This window comes from Streptococcus sp. HMSC078D09, assembly GCF_001813675.1.
Taxonomy (GTDB): domain Bacteria; phylum Bacillota; class Bacilli; order Lactobacillales; family Streptococcaceae; genus Streptococcus.
In genome coordinates this window covers 78,142-94,091 of the sequence record NZ_KV813678.1, presented here as the reverse complement: position 1 = coordinate 94,091, position 15,950 = coordinate 78,142, and the positions used below count along the sequence as shown (strand labels likewise).

Below are 15,950 nucleotides of genomic sequence, written 5' to 3'. Positions count from 1 at the left end.
TTTATTGTTTGTTTAATACTTGCCCAATTCCCGTAGACTGGTGTGATTTTCTTGAATACGTCGGAACATCTTTTCCATATCTGACTTGGTAAAGTTAACCAAGACGGGACGGCCGTGGGGGCAGTTATAGGGGTTGTCACATTGGGACAGTTGATAGATCAGGTCGCGTGCAGAGTAATCGTCCAGTATATGGTTGGCCTTGATAGAGCGTTTGCAGGACATCATGATAGCCAACTCAGCTCGGTATTTCTTGATGGACACTTCCTTGGTCAAGAGGAGCATATCACACATTTCATAGATACCCGACTCGATCTCTTCCTCCTTCATCCAGATCGGATGCTCCCGTAAGATCAACTGGTTGGCTCCGTATTCTTCTAAGTAGACGCCCACTTCTTCTAGGAGGTGCTTGCGCTGTTGTAGGCGGATTAGATCGTCTGCAGGGAACTCAAAGATATAGGGCACCAGCAGTTGTTGCTGACTGCCGTCTACGTCCCCGATGCTCTCCCGGTATTCTTCGTATTTGACCCGCTCTTGGGCCGCGTGCTGGTCAATGATATAAAGGCCCCCATTGCCTTGGGCAAAGAGATAGGTTCCATGCATCTGACCAAAATATTCCAACTCTGGGAAGGTCGAATGTTCTTCCCCATCCAACTTATCATAGACCTTGTCTAGACTAGCCAGATCCAACTCTGGATGATCCAGTTCATCATAAACCACAGCCTTTCTTTCCGCAAACTTGATCGCGCTTGTTGGTTTTTCTACTGGGTTTTCTTGGATTCTAGCTTCAGTAGCAGTCTCATCTGCTAGAGGCCGTTGAGGATCTGCCACTTCTGGTCGAAGCTTGAAATCTTGGCTCTCTCGGTCATAATAGAGGCGGTTTTCTTTTAAAGGCAGGGTTGTCTGTACTGGCTTTTCTGTTCGGCGAATGGTCGACTTGGCTAGATTTTCTAGAGCATCCGGAATCAGGTCCTGCTCTTTCAAAGCGTTTGCAATAGCCTGGGAGATCAAGGCCATCAGTTCTCGTTCTTTGGAAATACGAACCTCTTGCTTGGTAGGGTGAACATTGACATCCGCTAAGTAAGGGTCGATCTGGATATTAATGATCGCGAGTGGAAAGCGACCCACCATGAGTTTACTGCCATAGCCGTCTAAAATAGCTCGATTGAGCAAGAAATTCTTGATGTAACGGCCGTTGATAAAGAGACTGATGTAATTGCGATTGGCACGAGTCAATTCAGGCAAAGACACAAAGCCCGTCACTTCAAAATCTAGGTCGCGATTTTCAATGGCCACCATCTTCTTAGCAGACGCAAGTCCATAGACACCTGCAATCGCTTGCCGGAGATTGCCAGTCCCCGCTGTTTTGGTCATTTCTTTTCCATCATTGATCAAGGTAAAGGCGATCTCAGGATGGGCCAAGCTCAAGCGATTGAGAATATCCACGATATGGGATAGCTCTGCCTGCTGGCTCTTTAAATACTTGAGACGAGCAGGTGTATTAAAAAAGAGATCTTCCACTGTGATCTTGGTCCCGACAGGGCTTGTCGCTGGCTCCACTTCCTCAATTTCGCCACCCTTTGCGACCAATTTGGTCCCGTGGGCAGCTCCTTCTTGCGCCGTTAGAAGGGTTAGAATACTGACAGAAGCAATGGAAGGCATGGCCTCACCACGAAAACCAAGCGTTCGAATACGAAAAAGATCCGCTTGACTCTTGATCTTACTGGTCGCATGTCGACGGAGGGCTAAAGCGACCTCATCGTGCGCAATTCCTTCCCCATTGTCTGTAATCCGAATCGACTTCAATCCTGCTTCTTCGATTTCAACAACGATCTGGCTAGCCCCAGCATCGATCGAGTTTTCAACCAACTCCTTGACCACACTAGCAGGTCGTTCAATCACTTCACCCGCCGCAATCTGATTGGCTAAGACTTCTGGCAATTCAATAATCTGTGACATGTCTGCTCCTTTACCTATTTTTTCACCGATACACGTAGCTCTATTATACCACAGATCCACAAGACTCCCTTTCTTAAAAAACGTAGGCTTGTCCCCATCTTCTTCCTTAAAAACCGCATAGGCAAAGAAAACGACCACATAGACAAATCCCCTTGTCTTCCCTTTGGAAAAAGTGTTTAATAGTAGTGTAAAGAAGGAGCCGGGCTAGCAGGCCAACCGACTTTACCCAAAGGAGGGAGAAACGATCTTATGAAAGTTGAAGTACAAATTGATTCCCACTTCCAAGAAGAAGCGGTGATGATCACAGCACCTGCACTGTCTGCGCGTGTAGAGAAAATCCGAGACTTTGCGAGAGAGCTGGATCAAAAAGGGCGCTTACGTGCCAAAAAGGATGGGGAAGCTTATCTGATCGAAAGCCAGCTATTCCAACGTTTTTACATTGAAAATCGGCAAGTGATTGGTGAGACCATGACAGATCATTTTATCCTGACTGGTCCACTCTATCAGCTATCTGAAGACTTACCGACCTTCTTTCTCAAAATTTCCCAATCTGAAATTATTAACACCCAATCCATCGATCACCTGCACTTTACCAGTGGAGGATCGGTGCAAATCTATCTTAAAAACGGGAGTCTGACCTACTCCTCCCGTCGTTACTTGAAAGCCATTAAGGAGAAATTATCATGCTAAAACAATCTTTTTCTGACGCCCTGAAAGGCATTCTCATCGGGCTCATCCTATCCATCTTCTTTTCCTATCTCTTCTCACCTGAGTTGTACCTTCCCTTAAGTCCCAATTCTGCAGTCGGCCACTGGATGTTCTTGCATCATGTTCACGGCTCACTGGTCATGCTCTATTGTGCCCTCGTTTGGGGTGCAATTGGGGTCCTCTTTAGCTTCGGAAGTCTCCTCTTTCAAAAAGACTGGAGCCTCTTACGGGCTACTCTGAGCCATTACCTACTCATGTTACTTGGGTTTATTCCTCTGGCTACTTTGGCCGGCTGGTTTCCAGCACGACTCGGATTTTACCTCTCACTCGTTGTCGAATTCACCCTCGTTTACGTGATCATCTGGTTAGTCTCTTATCATTTTTATAAAAAACAAGTTCAAGAAATCAATCAAAGCATTACTAACCACTAAGAGAAAAAAGACTGGGCAAAAACTGTCCAGTCTTCGATGTTTAATAGGCATAACTGTATGACGCAGTGGTTGATTGGTATCTTTGTTCGCTTATTAAGCTCCAAAGATGACCTATGTGGACGGAAACAATGTTTCCTTTATCTGCAACCTCCAACAGTCTCCCAGACTGTTGGAGCTATGCGGGGGTGGGAAGATTGAAAAGGTTTGGGGAACCTTTTCAACCTTTTTTATATTGGAGTTCTTTCTCACTCCCTTTTTTACAATTTCTTTTTCAATTCGGCGACTGCCATCATGACTTCCATGGGAGTCATGTTGTAGAGATCCAGATTCTTCAATTCTGTGATCACCGTATTTTCTGCCTCCTCCTCAAAGAGGGACATTTGTTCAGCAACCTGCGAAGACACTTCCTTTTTAGGAGTTGTATCCGCAAGCGGTACTTGCTGGGCTTGTCCTTCAAGCTTGGTCAAAATCTCATCCGCCCGCTCCAGCAACTCTTCTGGCAAACCAGCGATCTTGGCCACGTGAATCCCATAGGATTTATCTGCAGGACCGGGTTCAATCTTGTGCAAGAAGGTAACCTGACCATCTCGCTCCAAGGTCGCAACATGGACATTTTCCAAACGGGACAAGGTCTCTGAGAGAGCCGTCAACTCATGGTAATGGGTCGCAAACAAGGTTTTGGCACCGGTTCGATCGTGAATGTATTCGATGATGGATTGGGCGAGGGCCATCCCATCATAGGTCGCAGTTCCCCGTCCCAACTCATCAAATAAAATCAAAGACTGAGGCGTTGCCTTGCGAATGGCGTGATTGGCTTCCATCATTTCCACCATGAAGGTAGACTGTCCCGATACCAGGTCATCAGCAGCTCCGATCCGGGTATAAATGGCATCAAAGATTGGCAACTCGGCCCTTTGCGCTGGAACATAAGAGCCAATTTGGGCAAGAATCACAATGATCGCTAATTGGCGCATATAGGTAGACTTCCCGCTCATATTTGGCCCCGTAATCAGCTGAATATCCCGTTCTTCACCCATAAAGATGCTATTTGGAATATAGGACTGGGCTCCCATCACTTTCTCAACTACTGGATGGCGCCCTTTGTCGATCGCGATTCGTCGTTCTTCATGAAAGAAGGGACGATTCAACTGTTGCGACTCAGCGACACTGGCTAAACTTTGTAAAACATCAACCGTCGCAATCGCCTGAGCTAACTGTTGCAGACGTTGGATATACTTGCCAACTTCTTCCCGAATCCGCATAAAAATCGTATATTCCAGATTAGCAGACTTCTCACGCGCCTCTAGCATATCTCCTTCGATGCGTGCCAATTCCTCCGTACCAAAGCGTTCTGAATTTTTTAAGGTCGCCTTGCGGAAAAAGTGAGCAGGAACGTGACTCAATTGAGAATTGGTGACATGGAAATAGTAGCCATCCTTCTTGTTGTAATCGATTTTGAGACCTGTAATGCCGCTGGCTTCGCGCTCCTTGGCCTCAATCTCAGCAATCCAACCAGTACCATCCCGAAGAACGACACGGTACTGGTCCAATTGCTCGTCAAACCCAGTTCGGATGATATTTCCCTCTGTAATAACAGCAGATGCTTCCGGAGCAATAGCTGAGGTAATCAAGCGATGCAACTCAGGAAGTTCATCCAAGCGTGCAATCAAGACATCTAAGACTGGATCGCCAATCCCCAGTAGAATCGACTTAATCGTCGGCACATGCCCCAGAGTATCTCCTAGTTGCAAGAGATCCTTAGGATTGATCTTGCCAAAGGAAACCCGACTCGCTAAGCGTTCAATGTCATAGACTCCTTTGAGGCTGTCGGTCAAATCGCTCCGTTCAAAGAAATGATCCATAAAGACCTGAATGATGTCCTGGCGCTCTCGAATCCGTTTCAAATCGACCAAGGGTTTCTGAATCCAGGACCGCAACAAACGACCACCCATGGCCGTCTTGGTTTCATTCAAATACCAATACAAGCTACCATGTTTCTTCCCAGTCCGTGCATTCTCTGTCAAATCCAGACTAGCCTTGGTCGCAAAGTCCATCTGCAAGAAATCGCAAATCTCATAATGATGGGCTTTTTTGAGGTGGCTTAATTCCCGCATTTGTGTCTGGTGGACATACTGGAGAAGTTTTCCAGCCGTTTTCTTTTCTAGCTCACTCAACTGATCCCCTAAGAGTTGAACATCGTCGAGCGCCGTCTCTACATGTGACAACAAGAGATTCATCTGGCTAACAAACACACGCTCTTCCTGTTCTGGCAACTCATAACCCAGGACCACCTCACGCGCACGTAAATTGCGGATTTCTCCACAAACCATGCTAAAGTCATTGAGGGTCGTCACCTGAAACTCCCCTGTCACCAGATCCATATAGGCTAGCCCATACTCATTTCCTGAACGATCCAAAGCGACTAGGAAGTTATTCTCACTATCTGGCTTGGTCGAATCCACCACTGTACCCGGTGTAATCACCTGTACAACTTCCCGCTTAACGACCCCCTTGGCTTCTTTGGGGTCTTCCATTTGTTCTGCAATCGCGACCTTATACCCCTGTTCAATGAGAACATCAATATACTGCTGAGCCGAGTGGTAGGGAACACCCGCCATAGGGATCGGATTCTCTGCATTTTTATTCCGTGAGGTTAAGGAAATCTCTAAAATTTGAGCCGCATTCACTGCATCTTCATAAAATAATTCGTAAAAATCTCCCATTCGAAACAGCAAAAAGGCATCCGGATAGTCTTTTTTGATATCTAGATACTGCTGCATTCCAGGGGATATTTTCTCTACTGCCATACTTCTTTATTCCTTACTGTTGCATCATTTTCTGACACAAGCTCCATAGATGAAAACAGGAGTAGATAGCCCACTATCTTCCTCCTTTTGACATCTTAACAGGGCTTGATTACTGCATCATCCCTAAAATTTCATTTTGAATTTCAATGGCTGCCTCTTGGTCACGGCAGACAATCAAGAGGGTATTGGCCCCTGCTACTGTTCCCAAAATACGCTCATCTGACATCTCATCTACACCATTGGCCAAGAGAGCTGCTTCTCCCAGCTCTGTCCGCAAAACCAAAGTGAATTCTGCTCGTGAGACAGACTTGGCATGGCTGGACAACATAATATAAATCTCTGCCACCTCAGGCTCATTGGGCAAAATATAATACAACTGGTCTTTTCGTTTCACCTTGACTAGACCCAGATCGCGCAAATCTCGTGACAGAGTTGTTTGCGTTACAGCAATTCCTTTTGCTTCTAATCGATCCTGAATCTCTTTTTGAGTCGACAATTTTTCATTTCGAATCATTTGTTGAATCAAAAGGTGACGTTCTGTCTTTTTCATTGGACCTCCACTTTTGAATAAATATACTTTAAATTATACCAAAAAAATTGAAAATTCGCTCAGAATTGTGTTAAAATAATAGTTAAAAGGACTAAGGAGCTAATATGAACAATAAAGAACTCATTGCTAGTGAATTGGCCAAAGTGATTGACTCTCTTGACCAAGATGCTATTTTAAACTTGCTTGAACAACCAAAATCATCTGATCTTGGTGACATTGCTTTTCCAGCCTTCTCACTTGCAAAAGTGGAACGCAAGGCTCCTCAAGCAATCGCTGCAGATATTGCTGAAAAGATCGACCAAAGTGCCTTCGAAAAAGTCGTTGCAACTGGACCTTACGTGAACTTCTTCTTAGACAAATCTAAGATCTCTGATCAGGTAATCAAATCCGTCATCGAAGCAGGGGCAGACTACGGTCAACAAGACGAAGGTCATGGCCAAAACATTACCATCGACCTTTCAAGTCCAAATATCGCAAAACCATTCTCAGTTGGTCACTTGCGCTCAACCGTTATCGGGGATGCTCTTTCGAACATCTTCCGCAAAATGGGCTACAACACGATTAAAATCAACCACTTGGGAGACTGGGGTAAACAGTTCGGTCTCCTGATGGTGGCCTACAAAAAATGGGGTAGCAAGGAAGCTGTCGAAGCCAACCCAATCGATGAATTGCTAAAACTTTACGTTCGAATCAACGCTGAAATCGAAAACGATCCTGAGCTTGATGAAGAAGGACGTAAATGGTTCAAAAAATTGGAAGATGGGGATCCAGAAGCAACTGAATTGTGGCAATGGTTCCGTGACGAAAGCTTGGTGGAATTCAACCGTATCTACAAACTCCTCGGTGTTGAGTTTGATAGCTTAAACGGGGAAGCTTTCTACAACGACAAGATGGATGAAGGGGTTCAAATCCTTGAAGACAAAGGCTTGTTGAAAGAATCTAAAGGGGCTAGCATCGTTGAGTTGGATGATGTCAACCTTCCACCAGCTATGATCAAAAAATCAGACGGTGCAACCCTTTATATCACTCGTGATATCGCAACCGCTATCTACCGTGCACGGACTTACAACTTTGTGAAAAACATCTATGCTGTAGGTCAAGAACAATCCAACCACTTCCGTCAGTTGAAAGCTGTTTTGAAGAAAATGGGATTTGACTGGAGCGACGATATGGTTCACGTTGACTTTGGTTTGGTGACGAAAAACCGCCAAAAATTGTCAACTCGTAAAGGAAATATCATCCTTCTCGAACCAACTCTTCAAGAAGCCATCTCTCGTGCCAAAGCTCAGATCGAAGAAAAGAATCCTGAACTTGAAAATAAGGAAGAAGTAGCACATGCAGTCGGTGTTGGTGCGGTTAAATTCTACGACTTGAAGACGGACCGCCGCAACGGGTATGACTTCGACCTCGAAGCCATGGTATCCTTCGAAGGAGAAACTGGACCTTACGTTCAATACGCTTACGCTCGTATCCAATCAATCCTTCGCAAAGCAAACTTTACACCATCTACAGATGCGACATACAGCTTGAGCGATCCTGAAAGCTGGGAAATCATCAAGCTTCTCCAAGACTTCTCTCGTGTTGTCAAACGTGCTGCTGAAAACTATGATCCATCCTTGATCGCAAAATATGCTATCAACTTGGCTCAAGCCTTCAACAAATACTATGCACACACTCGTATCTTGGATGAAAGCCCAGAACGCGAAAGCCGTCTTGCTCTTAGCTACTCAACAGCAGTAGTCTTAAAAGAAGCCCTTCGCTTACTTGGTGTCGATGCACCTGAGAAAATGTAATTTCTTATCTAATGATTGATAAGTAGAACATCTCTTATGGGAGTGAGAGGAGAAACTAAATGCGATTCAATTTAGTTCTTTCTCACTCCTTTTCTCATGCCCAATGCCCTTCATTCTCTACATTTTCAGATCCTTTATATACAGGAGAAATCTATGAATCAAACCGTTTACATCTTAATCCTCATCAGTTTAGTGGTCCTCTTTTTATTTAACAAGTACGAAAGAGAAAAACTACAACGGCTCTTACAAGAGCAACTCTTGAAAGATCAAGCTTTTAAAGATAGCATCAAGGAAAAAATCCAAGAGACCGACAATATCAACGATGTCATCCATGCAATCAACAAGGACTATCGATTGGGACTCCTACTTGCTAAAGAAATCACTGAAAAATTAAAATAAGCCATAGAAGAGGAGTCATATAAAATGTGACTCCTCTTCTATTCAGTCGCAACAAATAAGAGGCTGGGGACAAAAGTCCTAGCCTCTCAATTATTTTTGGATTGTTGAGCAAGACGCAGTGGTTGAGTGGGCTCTACTATGCTGATTTCATCAGCTTTTACAGCCCTACTCAACTGTGCGGAGGTGGGACGACGAAATCGAATTCTAACGAATTACCGATTTCTGTCCCACTCTCTTTATTTTAAAGATGATACAACTCTTCTACAATGGCAGCTACTTTTTTAATATCTCCCAACATCCCCCGCATTTCAAAATCGGCTAACATGGGGAAACCAAAGCGTTGGCTGTATTGCTTAGCGGTTAAACAATATTGATTGTTAAAATTCCGATTGCCTGATCCAACCACTCCTAAGCACTTGCTGGCATTGTCTCCATAAGCAATAAAATCCGCGACATCTGTCGTCAAAATTTCCACATCGCCATTGTCAACACCATTTCCACCCTCCAAATAGGTAGGCAAAAAAGTGATAAAAGGATTGGTCATTTCAAAGAAGGGCTGGCCCTCTTTGACCAGGTCTTTCACATGAACTTTCTCGATTTCAAGTCCGGGATGGACTTCCAGCAAATAGTCACTTAAGCGACGGACAAAACTCTCTGTATTTCCACTCAGACTAATATAAACAAAGGATACTTTCATCTTTTTTCTCCAATCAAGAAGCTCTCTTATCCTCTAAGAGAGCTCCCTTTAAACTTATCTATTACGCCGTAGCTTGAGCTTTTCTCAAACGCAAGGTTTTATACAAAACAATTCCAAGGAAGAGAAGAGATAAAGCAGTCAAGAGTAACAAAGCAATGGACGAAGATGCCAGATATCGTTGGCGAAGGGACGGAGTTGAAAAACTAGCTAACAGTGGACGCCCTGCAAAATAATTATAGCAAGAGAAGGCTTGACTTAATAAAATCTGCCCCATATAAGTATAATGTGCTGTTAACAGATCCTGCTTCATAAAGAGGAAATAGAAAGTTGCAAGCAAAGCAATCAGAATCAGGGAAACAAATAAAAAGGTTAATGGAGACTGATTGAGTTGGGCTGATTTCTCATAATATGTCACATAGTCAGCCTTGTCTTGAGCCGTTGTTAAACCAAGTTGTTTCGCAAAATCATCTGTCAACTCAAAACTCTTTGAAGCTCCAAAGGTTGAAACAGCTGAAGTTAGGGTTCCAACCGTAGAGAAAAATAACAGGATGTAAAGATAGATAGGTTTCTTTTTCATACAAACTCCTTTTCATTTCTTACACCCTATTATATCGCGATACAGATAGAAAGGCAAGCGCCTCAAAACCGTGGAAGCACTTGCCTGATCACTGATACGTTCAAATGAAATTCATTTGGAAAAGTAATGTGTGCAAAAGATGAAAAGCCATCGCAACTGTATAATTGGAATGATTAGAGATATAACGGAGTCCTATAAACTTTCATTCGAACACCACCAGTATACCTCATTCTCTTCTTCTTGTGTCATCCATTTCTATTCTGCTTCATTTCGACACGATTTGGTCTATAAAAGCCATTTCCTCTCCTTATCCAAAAACTATTCTGTTCTATTTCTCAACTATTTGGTCATCACTCCATCAAAAAAGCCAGAAGGACTTGCCTTCTGACTTTCTTTATTTAGATGAATGAACGAAAGAAACAAGAATTAATCTTCTTTTTTCTTGCGTGCAAGACCCAATCCAAGCAATCCAGCCATCGCAACTGCAAGAACAGCTGCAGTTGAGCTTTCTGTACCTGTATTTGGAAGCGCAGGTGTTTGTGGTTGCGCAGGTTGTACAGGCTGGTCCGGAACTTCAGGAGTTGGTTCTGTTGGAACCTCTGGAGTCGGTGGAACAATTGGTGTTGGTGGGTTATATAGAGTTGGTGGAGTTGGTGGAACTGGTGTTGGTGGGGTTGGAATATCTGTTTCCGTTACCACTTTATTCTTATGCCATTTCACTTCAGCTTCCGGTTTCACCGGATTCGTATTTGGAACGACTTCTGGAGTCGGTGGGGTTGGAGCTGTTGGCTCCTCAGCATCAACTGTCACTACTGTATAGTTTGGCTCTGTTGGAGCTGTTGGCTCTGTTGGCGGAGTTGAAGCTGTTGGCTCTGCAGGTAGTACTTCAACTGTGATCGTTGGTGGAGTTGGAGCCTTTGGTTCTTCAGGAGCTGTTGGCTCTGTTGGTGCTTCACCTGGATTTTTTGGAATACCAACATTTGAGTTAATCGCGAACCAATATACTGTTGGTTGACCAGCAGCATTGGCACCATTAGCCGTAAAGACTAAGTGACCATCAGACATCTTCAATCCTGCCCCACCATAATAGAAGTATGGAGAAGATGGATTGTCCCAACCTTCAAGAGTCGTTGAAGATTCACCATTAAAGATAGAGCCATGTTCAATGTATTGGTTATCTTTAAATGATGTTACCTCTTTTGTAGCAGAATCGTAAGAAACACTTGAATTTGGAATTGGAATGTATTTATTGTTACCAACATTTACAGACTCTTGGTGCTCTATATTTTCAAACTTCTTCTTAGGCGTGAAGATGATCCGTCCTGAAGTTGGATCAATCGTATAAGAACCGATAACATCATCTTTACCATCAAATGTGAATTCATCTGTTCCGATAGAGTGACCATTCCCAGCACCTGAAGCATTGACTGAAGTTGCGTCAATTACAGTTTCTTCACTAACTGTAAATTCACTTCCATTCCACGTTGCTTTTTGTGCCACAATCTTGATTGGGTTTTCAGCAGAGATCGTCACATCAGCAGTACCAAAGTCAGCAGTTCCATTTTTAACAACAACCGCATTGTTTTCAATGCTCATGGATGAACCATCTGCATATGGATCCCAAGTTCCACGAACAGTGTTGCCATCTTTATCTTTGGCTTCTACTGTAAGGGCACGAGGTTTATCTCCGCTATCTACATAGGATGCACCTGTCCAGTGGTTGAGGGAGTTCAAAGCGACAATCGCATTATGCTGTGTCAAATCAAACTTATTGCCATCACCATCATAGAATTCAACATCGACAGCAACTTTAACAGGTTTGTCTTTATCTGTTGAAGCTCCGACTGTCATAGTAACAGTTGGGTCCACACTGACTGCTGCAATCCCTTTACTATCATTTGATGGAAGACTCAAAATCTCATAGCGATAAATCACGCGTTTGATTGGATGCATATCCGTATTTTCACGCATGCTAGACTGATTCAAGTTATCATAAGTAACGACAAATTTATCGCCTTCTTTCACTTGAATGTACTCAGTTTCATTATTGGCCCAAGGACTAGTTGCTACAATATCTGAAGCTTCCAATTTATTGGAATCATACTGATGCACATTGCTTGTATTTAAACGAGCTTGAGCATCACGAGTAAGATATGTGTTGATGCCATCAATGGTGTGAATAGCCCCACCTTCACGTTGGAAGGTCAAATCTTGAACAGTTTCTACATTTTTAAGATCTTGGAAACCATTGTCATTCATGTACTTATCATAGGCTTTTTTAGCATCTTTGTACTGTGCCAAAGCTGTTTGATATTCAGCAAGTTTTGTTTGGTATGTAGCAAAATCTTTGCCGTATTGTTCTAGGTCTACATTGTATTTAGCAAGCTCCACTTCATACTTAGCTTTAGCAGCATCTTCTTCTGCTTTAATAGCAACAAGTTGATCATAGGCTGCTTTATCTTTGTCGTATTGCGCTTTCTTAGCTTGATATTCTTGTAAATCTTTATCGTATTGCGCTTTAGCCGCATTATAAAGAACCATTTCCGCATCATACTTGGCTTTTGCTTCTGCATTGGCCTTATCTGCTGCTGCTTTTTCTGCTACTTTGGCATCATAAGCTGCCTTTTGCTGATTGTACTCTGCTAATTTCTTTTGATAATCTGCTTCTGCTTCCGCATTTCTCTTTTCAATCAATGTGATTTCTTGAGATTTTGTTTCATACTCAGCTTTTGCCTTTTTGTAGTTTTCAACGACTGTGTTGATTTCAGCTGTTTGGGCTTTATTATCTGCTTCTGCTGCTGCGATAGATGGTTGAACTTTTTCAGCTTCTTCTGTAACTGTCACACCTTCTGTAGCTGCATCAGCTTTTGATTTTTCAAGTTCTGGTGATTCTACATAAGTAGTCGTAACTGTTTTATTTCCTTCTGTCACAGTTGTAGATGTCAACTTAGAACTTGTTGCAACAGCTGCATCGCTTGTTGCTGTATCCGTAGTAGTCGCTTCAGTTGCAGGTCCCGTCTCCTCGTCAGCTTTTACTTCTGCTCCGTAAGTGTTTACAGTAGCCAATCCAGCGACGGCCAATGAAACAACACCGACTGATAACTTACGAATTGAAAATTTTTCCTGCTTCGAACACTGTTCACGATAGCTTTTCATTTCCAATATTCTCCTTTTTAGTCAAAAAATCTCACGGTAGGTACAAAAAAATGCTACTACCAGTTAATTACATTGTATCACAATCAACTATTTTAAAAGATGTGTTAATATAATTTTTTATTTTACTCTCAATATATAGCACTTTTATTTGCTAACATTTCCAATTTTTTCGTTGAAAATAAATGCACTATGTATTGAAAAAATAATGGATTCTCAAGGCATTTCCTCTGTTTTTTATTTTTAAAACTTTCACCACTAAACAAAGATAGGTACAATAAATATTTATAATCCATCGGTAAGGAACAGACTCTAGAAATTTAAATTATGTAACTTTTTCCCTTATGTATTTTGCAGATTCAAAAAAAAGACATCATTAAAATTCCCATTTGATAGCCATTAGGTTTCATTTTTTATCTTTTTCCTTCAAACAAGAAAACCATTCTCAATTATGAGGAGCTTCTCAGTTTATTTGAAAAAAATGTCGTATCTCTATCTTCCTCCCATTGTACATCTCTTAAAGTTCACCAGTGGCCTCTCTCAAAGCTACAAAAAAAGACCAAGGTCCTAAGAACCTTGGTCTAATAACTAGTGATTAGTTTAAGTGCCAGATATCTTCGTTGTACTGAGCGATCGTACGGTCAGATGAGAAGAATCCTGCTTTAGCAATGTTAACGATGACTTGATCCAACCATGCATCACGGTCTTCGTAGTCAGCCAACATACGTTCTTTGGTTACAATGTAGTCTTCCAAGTCAAGAAGAGTCATGAACCAGTCTTTGTTGATCAATTCATTATGAAGGCGAGTCAAGCGTTCCTTGTTACCTACTGCAAGAACTGCATCGCTGACAATGAAGTCTACCAATGGTTTGATAGCTTCACGTTCATAGAAGTCTGCTGATTTGTATGCTGATTTAGCGTAAAGATCGATAACCGTTTCTGAATCTTCACCGAAGATGTAGATGTTGTCACGTCCAACCAATTCAGCGATTTCCACGTTGGCTCCATCCATCGTACCAAGTGTCAATGCACCATTCAACATGAATTTCATGTTACCAGTACCTGAAGCTTCCTTAGAAGCAAGAGAGATTTGCTCAGAAATATCGCTAGCTGGGATCAAGTAGCTTGCAGCAGTTACGTTGTAGTTTTCTACCATAACAACTTGCAAGTGTGGAGCTACTGCTGGATCGTTTGCAATCACTTCAGACAAGCAAAGGATCAAGTGGATGATATCTTGTGCAATGGTGTAAGCAGGAGCTGCTTTACCACCAAATAGAACAGTGATTGGACGAGCAGGGATATTTCCAGCTTTAATGTCCAAGTATTTGTGGATCACATACAAAGCGTTCATTTGTTGACGTTTGTATTCGTGAAGACGTTTGATTTGGGTGTCAAAGATAGAATTTGGATTGATTTCCACACCTTGATGGTCTTTCAAGAAACGAGCCAATTTGCGTTTGTTGTGAGACTTGATGTTTTCCAATTTTGCTTTGACGGCATCTTTATCTTCATAAGAAAGAAGGTCTTCCAATTTAGATGCGTCATGGTGCCAGTCACGTCCGAGGATATCATCCAAGTAGTGTGACAAGGTTGGGTTAGCATGCATGAGCCAACGACGGAATGTGATACCGTTTGTTTTGTTGTTGAATTTTTCAGGGTAAATGTCGTAGAAAGCTTTCAACTCAGAATTCTTCAAGATTTCTGTGTGAAGTGCAGCAACCCCGTTTACGCTAAATCCATAGTGGATATCCATGTGTGCCATGTGTACGCGATCATTCTCATCGATGATTTGAACAGCTGGATCTTTGTATTCAGCGCGAACACGGCGGTCCAATTCTTCAATGATTGGAACCAAGTGAGGAACCACTTCTTGCAAGAATTCAAGTGGCCATTTTTCAAGGGCTTCCGCAAGGATTGTGTGGTTAGTGTAAGCCGTCATGCTACGAACGATAGAGATGGCTTCATCCATTCCAATACCACGTTCTGTCAAAAGACGGATCAATTCAGGGATGACCATTGATGGGTGAGTATCGTTGATTTGTACAACAGCATAATCAGCAAGGTCATGCAAGTTGCTTCCTTTTTCGATGGCTTCGTCGATGATCAATTGAGCACCGTTTGATACCATGAAGTATTGTTGGAAGATACGGAGCAATTCCCCTTGACGGTTACTATCATCTGGGTACAAGAAGAGGGTCAGGTTGCGAGCGATATCTGTCTTGTCAAAGTTAATACCATCTTCAATAATAGATGAATCAACTGAATCCAAGTCGAACAAACGCAAACGGTTCTTCGTATCAATCTTATAACCAGGGACATCGATATCATAAAGGGTAGAAGTCAATGTGAAATGTGCAAATGGCACTTTGTAGCTACGACTTGAACGAACGAGCCAGCTTTGGTCAGTCAACCATGCGTTTGGAATCGTTTCTTGTTGGTTGTTTCTAAATACTTGTTGGAACAAACCAAAGTGGTAGTTCAAACCAACCCCATCCCCTGTCAAACCAAGGCTTGAGATAGAGTCGATAAAGCAGGCTGCCAAACGTCCCAAACCACCGTTACCAAGTGATGGTTCCAATTCCACTTCTTCGACTTCGATCAAGTCTTTACCAGCATCAGACAATTCTTTTTTGACATCGTCGTAAAGACCCAAGTTGATCAAGTTATTAGACAAGAGTTTACCGATCAAGAACTCAGCTGAGATATAGTAAACTTTTTTCTTACCAGTATTTAATTTCTTTTGGGCACTTGCTTGCTTGGTGTAATTAAGCAAAGCAAGGTACAATTCTTCATTTGAACATTCAGCAATTGTTTTTTGATGATGATCAATCACATATTTTTGTAATGATTCCATGTTGGGAGTCTCCTTTGTTTCAACA

The 15,950-nt window shown here is 42.6% G+C and carries 11 protein-coding genes; 4 read left to right on the top strand and 7 right to left on the bottom strand.

What is annotated here, in order from left to right:
• Positions 1–12 precede the first annotated feature (12 nt).
• Entirely contained in the window at positions 13–1,956 is a 1,944-nt protein-coding gene (gene mutL, locus HMPREF2926_RS09905; protein ID WP_049472118.1) for a DNA mismatch repair endonuclease MutL, read from the bottom strand.
• A gap of 249 nt (positions 1,957–2,205) precedes the next feature.
• Here mutL and HMPREF2926_RS09900 point away from each other — a divergent pair, with 249 nt between their 5' ends.
• Together HMPREF2926_RS09900 and HMPREF2926_RS09895 are read left to right on the top strand one after the other, a co-directional pair.
• Positions 2,206–2,646 carry a LytTR family DNA-binding domain-containing protein gene (locus HMPREF2926_RS09900; protein WP_061590659.1) on the top strand — a complete coding sequence of 147 codons (441 nt, stop codon included), beginning with the start codon at positions 2,206–2,208 and terminating at the stop codon, positions 2,644–2,646.
• On the top strand, positions 2,640–3,095 hold the full coding sequence (locus tag HMPREF2926_RS09895) for a DUF3021 domain-containing protein (protein ID WP_013904322.1): 456 nt from the start codon (positions 2,640–2,642) through the stop codon (positions 3,093–3,095). Before HMPREF2926_RS09900 ends, HMPREF2926_RS09895 begins: the two co-directional genes overlap by 7 nt.
• A gap of 257 nt (positions 3,096–3,352) precedes the next feature.
• Here HMPREF2926_RS09895 and mutS read toward each other — a convergent pair whose 3' ends face one another.
• Both mutS and argR read right to left on the bottom strand, forming a co-directional pair.
• The gene (gene mutS, locus HMPREF2926_RS09890) at positions 3,353–5,902 is read right to left on the bottom strand and encodes a DNA mismatch repair protein MutS (protein WP_070587709.1); all 2,550 of its coding nucleotides are present in this window, start codon (positions 5,900–5,902) and stop codon (positions 3,353–3,355) included.
• Positions 5,903–6,011: 109 nt separating this feature from the next.
• On the bottom strand, positions 6,012–6,452 hold the full coding sequence (argR, locus tag HMPREF2926_RS09885; protein ID WP_023919910.1) for an arginine repressor: 441 nt from the start codon (positions 6,450–6,452) through the stop codon (positions 6,012–6,014).
• A gap of 104 nt (positions 6,453–6,556) precedes the next feature.
• On the opposite strand from argR, the gene argS reads away from it, so the two are divergent.
• Complete coding sequence (argS, locus tag HMPREF2926_RS09880; RefSeq protein ID WP_049507196.1) at positions 6,557–8,245, top strand: arginine--tRNA ligase; 1,689 nt, start codon at positions 6,557–6,559, stop codon at positions 8,243–8,245.
• 153 nt (positions 8,246–8,398) lie between these two features.
• Positions 8,399–8,644: a hypothetical protein gene (locus tag HMPREF2926_RS09875; RefSeq protein ID WP_023919916.1), complete on the top strand. Its 246-nt coding sequence runs from the start codon at positions 8,399–8,401 to the stop codon at positions 8,642–8,644.
• Between the two features lie 241 nt (positions 8,645–8,885).
• Here HMPREF2926_RS09875 and nrdI read toward each other — a convergent pair whose 3' ends face one another.
• The 4 genes from nrdI to glgP form a co-directional block, all read right to left on the bottom strand.
• Positions 8,886–9,341 (bottom strand): class Ib ribonucleoside-diphosphate reductase assembly flavoprotein NrdI, encoded by a 456-nt coding sequence (gene nrdI, locus HMPREF2926_RS09870; RefSeq protein WP_070587707.1) that lies wholly within the window; start codon positions 9,339–9,341, stop codon positions 8,886–8,888.
• Positions 9,342–9,402: 61 nt separating this feature from the next.
• Positions 9,403–9,918, bottom strand: a complete 516-nt coding sequence (locus HMPREF2926_RS09865; protein ID WP_070587705.1) for an ABC transporter permease — start codon at positions 9,916–9,918, stop codon at positions 9,403–9,405.
• A 426-nt stretch (positions 9,919–10,344) separates the two neighbouring features.
• Positions 10,345–13,074: a GbpC/Spa domain-containing protein gene (locus HMPREF2926_RS09860; protein WP_070587702.1), complete on the bottom strand. Its 2,730-nt coding sequence runs from the start codon at positions 13,072–13,074 to the stop codon at positions 10,345–10,347.
• A 592-nt stretch (positions 13,075–13,666) separates the two neighbouring features.
• Positions 13,667–15,925 (bottom strand): glycogen/starch/alpha-glucan family phosphorylase, encoded by a 2,259-nt coding sequence (gene glgP / locus HMPREF2926_RS09855; protein ID WP_070587700.1) that lies wholly within the window; start codon positions 15,923–15,925, stop codon positions 13,667–13,669.
• Positions 15,926–15,950 lie beyond the last annotated feature (25 nt).